The following is an 8,797-nucleotide window of genomic DNA, read 5'->3' on the forward strand; positions in this document are numbered from 1 at the left end:
AGGGGACACCGCTACTCACCCCTTTCGAACGAAACCTCGATTCCGAGTTCGCTGCTGTAGCGCACAAGGAACCGTCCAATGCTTGTTTCGCCGCCCTCGTCGAGGGGTAGTGCGAGTTGGCCGTTGAGTAGGTAGTGCTTGCTCCAGCTGACGGGGGTATTTTCCTCGAGCGCGTCCATAACGACGTTGAAGTCGTCGTTATACCGCGTCATGCGCGCCGGGAGTCGTACAGTGCTTGACGCGAGTTGGAACGCTGTCTGGTAGTCCGGCTCAGCGTCGGCAAGCACTTCTTTATCGACGCCCCATAGCCGGTACCCGTAGTCAGTCTCGATAATCGGGATCACTTCGACGGTGGGCTCTGCATCGCGAACCTGCGCTGCACCGGCTTCTTCCCTGTTGAGGTTCACCGCTGCATCTTTGTTTTCGAAGAACTCAATGAGCCTCGCAGCATGAAACGGAGAAGGTGTACGGAAAGATTTCGAACGTTCGCGCGCGTTGTGTTGCCTTAGTCGACTTACGCCAGCGGCTTCTGCCCAGATTTGCTGCATCTCATCGGGCACTACTGTCGTGTCCAGGTCATATGTGGATTGAACGAGCGCTTCAATGTCGTCCGGGCGACGGAACGTCGTGGGGAGGTGGAGCAGTGTGGAAAGAAGGATCCGGGGGTCGTAAATGGCCATCGCACCACCGTCGAATTCTGGAGTCGGCAGGGGCGAGAGCACGCCGCGGATAAAGATCTTCGGATCCTGTAGCAGGGGTGGCCGGTCATCGGCCGGGCGGATGTGACGCTGGAGACGACCAGCACGCTGTACGACGAGGTCCATTGGCGCGATGTCGGTGATCAGTACGTCGGCGTCGATGTCCAAGCTCTGCTCGGCGACTTGGGTCGCAACAACAACCTTGCGGTATGGGCGACCTGCGCCACGTCGCGCGTGCGGGCCTAGTTGTTCCCGGAGTGCGTCTTCCTTTTGGGAACGTTCCCAGGCGATGAAGCCGGCGTGGTGCAGTTCGATGTCGTCCGCATACTGGGTTTTGAGCTCTCGGTACGTGTCTTGAGCGCGGGCAATGGTGTTGCAGATGATGAGGGCGCAGCCGCCGTCGATAAGCAGGTTGTCGAGCGTGCCCCGAAGAGTGTCGAGTGAGTCATCGATGTGCTCGATGCTGGCCACCATGTTGGTTGGATTTGGGGGCGGTGTGATGTATGTCGTTGCTGACTCGTCAGCGACAGTAATCAGCGGGTAGCCGCCCGGTGCGTTCTCGGGAGCTACCCCCGTGTACGCCTCGATGAGCGAGGCTCGTCGCTGGGCTGGCAGCGTCGCCGACATCATGATGACACTTGCGCCGTAGTATGCGAGCCACTCAAGTGTGGTTTCGAGGTATTCGGAGGTGTAAGTGTCGTACGCATGGACCTCGTCGAAAATAATGATCTTTCCGGCGAGAGCCGCGTGACGCAGCATCGAATAGCGCTGCATGAGCGCCATCATTAAGACTTGGTCAATAGTGCCAACGACAATGTTGGAGAGGAGACCGCGACGTCTCCCCCGCATCCAGCTGCTCGCGACCACATCACCGCGGTTCGATGTTTCGTCTTCGGCGATTCCGCGAGGCAGGCTCATCGCTGCTCGTGAGAGCTGGTTTTTGGAGTGCGCGAGGTACAGCGAGGTGACAGTGCCAACCCCTGAGGTGTTGCGCGCCCAGTCGATGGTTCGCTCCAGCAGCCCGTTCGCAGTGGCCATAGTGGGTGCGGCGAAATAAATGCCCTGTGCGCCAGTTTGGTCAGCGATGATGTGCGCTGCGGCAAGTGCCGCCTCAGTCTTGCCGACGCCAGTCTCCGCCTCAAGGATGAACAGCGTGGGTCTAGTTGCACGCCGGGCAGCCTCAGCGAGTGCGCGTTGCACGTTGCGAGCATTGAACTGCTGGGGCCAGCCGAATGATGCTCGATATAGCTCGTCGATGTCCGTGATCGGTTTAGCTGGATGCCATGGAGCCGTGAGGTCGGTCCGCGCCATTCCCGCTCGCAGCCTTTCGACCTGCCCCTTATAGACGACCATCGGAAACGCCTCAGCGTTCGACGCAATCCAGTCCGCGATGACCACCAAGCCAGTCAGGAACTGTGCAACCCCCGCTTCTGGGTATTCGATCTTTCCGATTTTGTCTAGGACCGGTTGTGCGTGCAGCGTCGTCGTCATTTCGCTGACGATCTCGTTTTGAACGCTGAGCCATCGTGCTGGGTACTCCTCGAGGACAGCCTCGATGTCCGACTTCTCTTTGCCTGTCGACGCCACTCCGTGGTGCGCGTCCCCTATCGACCCAACCCAAGTAGCCATCGTCCGCGGCATGCCGTGTTCTTCTAACCAGCGCCTCAGAATGGCTCCCGAACTCCTGCCGTGCGGCATCTTTGCGACGTCGTCCTGCTCAAGGTCAAGACCGGCATCGATAATGGCATTGATAATGTGCTCGTACCCAGCTCGGTTCTGCAGTTGGGTCTGGAAAGCGCGCGTAATCTTCCCCGTGTCGTGAGTACCAGCGAGCCAAATGTAGAAAGTGCGCAGCTCATCGACGGAGATATCTAGGTGTCCCGCGATTCCGTGTTTGATGTTATCGGCGACCCATACGTCGAACACTGCAGCCGCCGAACATGCTGCATCTACGAGATGCTGGGGAACTGAAAGGTGGCCAGTGTCATCGCCGGACTTAGCCCAAAGGGAGCGCGCCTGCGGGGAGCGTTGCGAGACCCACTTTTCGAACAGCTGAGCTGTTCCGATCGTGCTTCTGGGCAGTTCGTGTCCGGGTCTCATGTTTTAATCCTTTTGTCGATGTTGCTTCAAGTTATAGCAAGCTTTCCGTATCGCTGCAACCCTAAACCCAATCACACAAGTTAGGGTTTATGGCGGGTTCGTTGTTTGGTCGTTGCTTCCTGCGGTATTAGATTTGAGATCAGCCCAGCGTAAGCAGGGATGAGCCCTTGTGGGATTGGGGCTGATAGTACTCCCCGCGTCGGCGGGGTTATGTTTCGATCGCAAGTCGTATGTAGAATACGGTACAGGCTCCAAAACTTGCAGCTCAGCAAGTGTGCTCCCCGCGCTCGCGGGGATGAGCCCGGAGAACACAAAATGAGCAACGTTGGTAAAGCGTGCTCCCCGCGCTCGCGGGGATGAGCCCTCTGAAATGCACGCGATCACCCCTGCTCGCGCGTGCTCCCCGCGCTCGCGGGGATGAGCCTGACGAATATCATTACCGTGTGGGCTGTAGCTGGTGCTCCCCGCGCTCGCGGGGATGAGCCGCCCGCCCCGTTGACACGAGCCGACCTGATGGAGTGCTCCCCGCGCTCGCGGGGATGAGCCCCCCGCCTGCATCGTCCCCACCGCACCAGACAGGTGCTCCCCGCGCTCGCGGGGATGAGCCCGCGCTACACAACTAAGCCACTACACACTGAAAGTGCTCCCCGCGCTCGCGGGGATGAGCCGTGATTTACCCCCCTCCCTGGGGTGGCCGGCCGGTGCTCCCCGCGCTCGCGGGGATGAGCCCTGTGCCCACTGCTGTTTGGCGCACATGGGAGGGTGCTCCCCGCGCTCGCGGGGATGAGCCCCCGGAAATCCACGAGGTGGAATTCGACCAGGAGTGCTCCCCGCGCTCGCGGGGATGAGCCCTAGACATATCGGCGTTAAACACTGTGTTTGCAGTGCTCCCCGCGCTCGCGGGGATGAGCCGGACACTAACCCGGGCGATGTGGGGTGTGACCTGTGCTCCCCGCGCTCGCGGGGATGAGCCCGCCGCGGCGTGCGCGAAATCGCATACACCAACGTGCTCCCCGCGCTCGCGGGGATGAGCCGTAAATGAGATTGGGAAGTACCTTAAAGAACTGGTGCTCCCCGCGCTCGCGGGGATGAGCCCAACCGGGGCGACAACCACAGCCTAACAGGAAAGTGCTCCCCGCGCTCGCGGGGATGAGCCCGGCCCGCACTTACAGCGCGGCGGAAACCGCCGGTGCTCCCCGCGCTCGCGGGGATGAGCCGTCAATGTTACGTGTGATTGGTTTGCCAGCCCAGTGCTCCCCGCGCTCGCGGGGATGAGCCCAACCTCGAACAAACCGTCTACGGATTCGCCGCGTGCTCCCCGCGCTCGCGGGGATGAGCCTAAGGCGCGCCATCTCACTTGCAGTACCACCGTGTGCTCCCCGCGCTCGCGGGGATGAGCCCGATTTTATCCGGAACACTAAGCGTCAGTTTGAGTGCTCCCCGCGCTCGCGGGGATGAGCCGGGCGGCTTCAGCCTTTACGATTTTGTCAGACAGTGCTCCCCGCGCTCGCGGGGATGAGCCGCGCCCCCTCGAATGGGGCGCTTGATTCGTTAAGTGCTCCCCGCGCTCGCGGGGATGAGCCCTCGCGCGCCTGAATGGCTCGGCGAGCTCTGGAGTGCTCCCCGCGCTCGCGGGGATGAGCCGCAGCTTCACTCGAGAAAGATCATCGGGGATAGGTGCTCCCCGCGCTCGCGGGGATGAGCCCGATCGACGCGATTGAGACAAAAGACAAGGCTAGTGCTCCCCGCGCTCGCGGGGATGAGCCCTGCCTCGAAGAAACTCGAGAGGAACTCAGTCTGTGCTCCCCGCGCTCGCGGGGATGAGCCGCAATTTGGACCGGGAATTAGCGTGAATGGTGGGTGCTCCCCGCGCTCGCGGGGATGAGCCCCGTCTGCTGTGTCCCCCGGCGCTGTTATGGATGTGCTCCCCGCGCTCGCGGGGATGAGCCGTTCCTGTGAGTCTTGCAGCGCCCACTTCAGCGGTGCTCCCCGCGCTCGCGGGGATGAGCCCAAAATCGAGGACATGCGCCACCACGGATGGCAGTGCTCCCCGCGCTCGCGGGGATGAGCCCCAGCTCCAACAGCTCATACAGATAGCCACCACCAAGCTCGGCGTGATGCAGCGCAACATCACCTCCCACATGCTAGAGGCGATTGAGTCCGAGTTCGCGCAGGCGGTAGCTGAGGTATACAGGCAGGCCGGTGCCCCGGTCCCGGTCGTGGTTGAGGTGAACGCCGCAAACGCTATCGCCACCGCCACGACTGAAAAGGTAGTGTCACAGCACACCCAGATTTTGCGTGCCGTGGCCGACATGTATCAGCAGACGGTGCAGGCCGCGTTGACTACCGCCATGTTTTCCGGGGAGTCGAATACGGGGGCGGTACAGCGCGCCCTCAACAGGTTTGCTGACCGTGGAATAACCGCATTTCGGGACGTGAACGGGCGCAGATGGGGCATTGACACCTACACGGATATGGCGGTGCGTACGGGCCGTATGCGGGCGCTTATGGAGGGGCATATGCAGGGGTGGCGTGGCGCGGCGGTGGAGCTTGTGCGGGTGTCTACACACGCGGCTAGTCACCCGTGGTGTTACCCATTCCAGGGTGAGCTACTGGCCCTGGACGGGCAGGCAGGCACCCGCGTAATGATGTCACCCATCACGGGCAAGAACGAAGTTGTCACCGTCAAAGCAACCATGCAGGAAGCAATCGAAGCCGGGTACAAGCACGTGAACTGTCGCCACTCGGAAGCCCCGTAGGTGTCCGGGGCTGAGGTGCCGACGCCCGATAAACCGGGGGAGGAAGAAAACGAGCAGGAGTACCAAGCATTACAGCGTCAACGCCAGATTGAACGGCACATACGCCACTGGAAGAAACGCCAATCTGTAGCCCTCACCCCGCAAGATAAGCAACTCGCGGCGCGCAAGGTCAAGGCGTGGCAGCGGGCGCAGCGTGACCACATCAAGGCCAACAAGTTTCTGGTGCGCCGCTACGACCGGGAAAGATTAGGAGCGGGAACAAGGGAGCTCTACCCTCGATACCGAAACCAGCGCCGACCTCTCCGCGCACACCGCGTAGAAACAGGCGCGCTAACGGCGGTGGCGTGTCCGTCGCCGACCTGCTCAAGCGGGAGGGCCGCGTACAGGGGCCACCAGTACAGCGCTCGAAGAGCAAGGTGCACTACGAGCGTGCCCAGCAAGAGCTCGCAAAGACCTACACCATGCTACCGTTCATTAACACCGGTATGCCGCGTAGGTACAACTCGCTTAGTGAGGTTCCGCGTATGCCAAAGTCTGTGAGCATGGCAGACATCACCGCGACAGCCAACCCATGGTTTGGAAAGCCCGGGTACAGTGAGAACTGCATGCGCGTTGCGCACACTGTGGAGCTAAGAATGCGGGGCTACGACATCACAGCGGGCAGTACTGCTTACGACCCGCCTGCTAGGCGGAGCGACCCCGCTGTACTGGCCGTAATCAAGGCCGCCAAACAAAGTAATCAACGCCTTACCTTGGGGCACTATGGCCTGCAATCCGCCTGGCGTACCACTGACGGCAAAGTCCGTATGCCATACGCCGCCAGGGAAGCGCTAGGGAAAGGCGGTAAGAACGCTCAAACCATTAGGGACATGGAGCACTTTGCCCCGGACGGGGCACGAGGTGTAGCCATGTGCGTGTGGGACAAGGCAAACGTTGGGCACATTTGGAACTGGGAAAAGAGGGACGGGAAAATACACTGGTTTGAGGCCCAGACACGTCAAGGCTTTATTGACCAAGACTTATACTTATCAAGAATGGTGAACGGGTCGCTCACAATGCTGCGCACCGACGACCTAGTGCCGACGGACGAAATTTTAGGAGTGATTGGCGTTGACTAGCCCGGCGGAGGCGCTTGCCGTTGTACGCAATGAATTGGGGGGCGAGTGGAAAAGCACAGTCTGTGTGAACGGCGACCAAGTTCTGGTAATCCCGGAGCGGCGGCGGGGAGAGTTTGCCGTAGTGGGCCTTGCCCCGGCGCTGGTTGAGAACGGCGAGGTTCAGCATTTGTCGTCGTCGCCGCTGAGCTGGCCAGCCTGGTATTTGGATACTGACGATGCCGACCTTACGTGGGTGTCTGTGGACGGGTAGAATCTCCATTGGCCGCGAACGCCTGAACTGAACGCCACGGCGAAAGTCTGACAATGGGTGTGTTGCCACCAAGGCGTGGAACACCCTAACCCCAAGGAGGAAAAATTGTCAGACGAAAACGTAGTGTTCCCCGCGCATGCGGGGATGAGCCGCTAGTTCGCGGAAGCCTAGAGGTGATACGAGTGGCCGACGTTATCCAACCGACGAATTGCTAGGAGTTATCGGTGTCGATTAAAGATGCTGCCACCATGGCGTTTAACGTGGTGAAGTCCACCTACCCATCACATGATTGGGGTAGAGAAGTTGGCGTATGTGACGACGGCTCTGTGGTTGTATTCCCGGGAGAATCCGCGAACGATGGGGACAGTGCGGTGATTGTTACACCGGGTGGGGAACTGCAGTTGTTAGGTAGCGCGTCGGTGAACCTGGAGGTCGGCGAGTGGGCGCTGGCGTCGTGGTGCCCTCTACACAGGCGGGGATGAACCGCGAAGTTGCCTGCTGGAGTCGGTGACATCGGAACCGCGGGGTCTGTCAGTTGCCTATGGAAAGCACGGATCGTTCCGTTGAGCTTCGACGTAATACGTGTTCAAGTGGTGGTTCTCATGTTTGTGGAGTTGTCTACTCCTTGGACAGGTAAGAAGACATGTATTTCTTGCAGTAGCTCGTCAAACGCTGGGAGAATACAGTCAGCACTACTCTCTCAAAGAAAAGCCCCGTTGTTTAATCGACCATAATCCACCGACGCGTTTCTACTCGGATCAAAATTAGTTGGTTGTAGGGGCCGCCCCTGATCGGTCGATACTTCCGGGAGTGCCAGCAGCCTCGGCTCGACTACCTCAACAAAAAGGGCAGGCCCCCACTTTCGTGAGGACCTGTGACCTATAAGTATGGGCGTTTTCCCGTTTCATATCCAATGCGCACCACTGCCCCAATGCAAATGGTTCCCGCGCTCGGGAACCATTTCGGTTTCCAGGCCCGTTCCCCCTCCGGTCGACTAGCCATGGCATTTGCCCAGGTCGCGACGCCTGTCCACAAAGAAAGCTCCCAAGATACCCGCTGGTCCGGGGAACAATTCTGGGATGGGAGGGGGCTGCCCCTCGAGCCGACCGGGATGCAGCCCGGACAGCAGGAAGCCGAAAACCGGAAACCGCGAACCCTAAACCCTGTAACCAACCCCACCAACCAAAACAGCCCGCGCCGTACCGAAGTACTGCGCGGGCTGCCCCACCATGGGCCCCACCAGGCCCTTTAGTTTCGGGCCCCACCAGACCCGAAAGGAGGTCGTCACGCTGTTGCTGTCATCAGAGACATGCAATGTGACAGGCAATGGTGACTGACCGCGTTCCATGGTACCCGGTTGGTGTGGTGGGGACGAAGTGGGCGTCGAGAAGAGTGGTGCGTGTCACAAAAGGTGCAATTCTGTTCACGAAATTCCGAATCAGCTTTTGAACACTACTTGTCCTCCGAGGGGCTCCTAAAAAACTCCGCCGACAATCGAGTTCCCCGCTCCCCCACAGCCCTCTACCCTGCCCGGGTGCACCACATTTTGGCGGGGTCGAGGTGGATGTGGACTTCGTCGCCGAGCGCTGCGTACGCGAGTGGGGTGTCGGGGTCGCAGTGCAGCACGATCCGGCCGTAGGACGTTTCAATGCCAACTTCCTGGTACTCCCCCATGTAGACGTTGCGGGTGACTTGGCCGATGTTGTCGGTGAGGTGGCGGGCTTGTTGGCCGGTGGGTGTGGCGGTTGAGGTTACCCTCGTTTAGTGGACACCCTATTTGTGCGGATCTTGTGTCCGTAGGAGAGGATGTTCATTGTGAGTCAACAGCGCAAGAAGTACACGCCGGAGTACCGGCGTGAAGCCGCGAACCTT

General features: G+C 60.2%; 4 protein-coding genes, 2 pseudogenes and 1 CRISPR repeat array. Of the genes and pseudogenes, 4 read left to right on the plus strand and 2 right to left on the minus strand.

Annotated features, from left to right (window positions below):
• Window positions 1-11: 11 nt before the first annotated feature.
• A complete protein-coding gene (locus BJP07_RS00105) occupies window positions 12-2,798 on the minus strand; it encodes a CRISPR-associated helicase/endonuclease Cas3 (protein WP_071565492.1) in 2,787 nt (928 codons plus the stop codon).
• Between the two features lie 187 nt (window positions 2,799-2,985).
• Window positions 2,986-4,869: a CRISPR direct-repeat array (repeat unit 28 nt; unit sequence GTGCTCCCCGCGCTCGCGGGGATGAGCC).
• 70 nt (window positions 4,870-4,939) lie between these two features.
• On the opposite strand from BJP07_RS00105, the pseudogene BJP07_RS00110 reads away from it, so the two are divergent.
• From BJP07_RS00110 to BJP07_RS10895, 4 genes and pseudogenes are all read left to right on the plus strand, one after another.
• Window positions 4,940-5,704, plus strand: a pseudogene (locus BJP07_RS00110) (phage minor capsid protein); the annotation flags it as partial.
• A gap of 197 nt (window positions 5,705-5,901) precedes the next feature.
• Window positions 5,902-6,675: a toxin glutamine deamidase domain-containing protein gene (locus BJP07_RS00120; RefSeq protein WP_255365861.1), complete on the plus strand. Its 774-nt coding sequence runs from the start codon at window positions 5,902-5,904 to the stop codon at window positions 6,673-6,675.
• The gene (locus BJP07_RS00125; RefSeq protein ID WP_143109606.1) at window positions 6,668-6,925 is read left to right on the plus strand and encodes a hypothetical protein; all 258 of its coding nucleotides are present in this window, start codon (window positions 6,668-6,670) and stop codon (window positions 6,923-6,925) included. Before BJP07_RS00120 ends, BJP07_RS00125 begins: the two co-directional genes overlap by 8 nt.
• 224 nt (window positions 6,926-7,149) lie before the next feature.
• Window positions 7,150-7,407 carry a hypothetical protein gene (locus tag BJP07_RS10895; protein WP_143109607.1) on the plus strand — a complete coding sequence of 86 codons (258 nt, stop codon included), beginning with the start codon at window positions 7,150-7,152 and terminating at the stop codon, window positions 7,405-7,407.
• A 1,039-nt stretch (window positions 7,408-8,446) separates the two neighbouring features.
• Here BJP07_RS10895 and BJP07_RS11105 read toward each other — a convergent pair.
• Window positions 8,447-8,677 (minus strand): annotated as a pseudogene (locus BJP07_RS11105) (TOBE domain-containing protein); the annotation flags it as partial.
• Between the last annotated feature and the right edge of the window lie 120 nt (window positions 8,678-8,797).

The organism is Corynebacterium sp. NML130628 (genome assembly GCF_001875665.1).
Classification (GTDB): Bacteria; Actinomycetota; Actinomycetes; order Mycobacteriales; family Mycobacteriaceae; genus Corynebacterium.

What these genes read in the sequence shown, in the direction of transcription:
- BJP07_RS00105 (WP_071565492.1), bottom strand. Translation starts at nt 2,798, where the DNA reads ATGAGACCCGGACACGAACTGCCCAGAAGCACGATCGGAACAGCTCAG.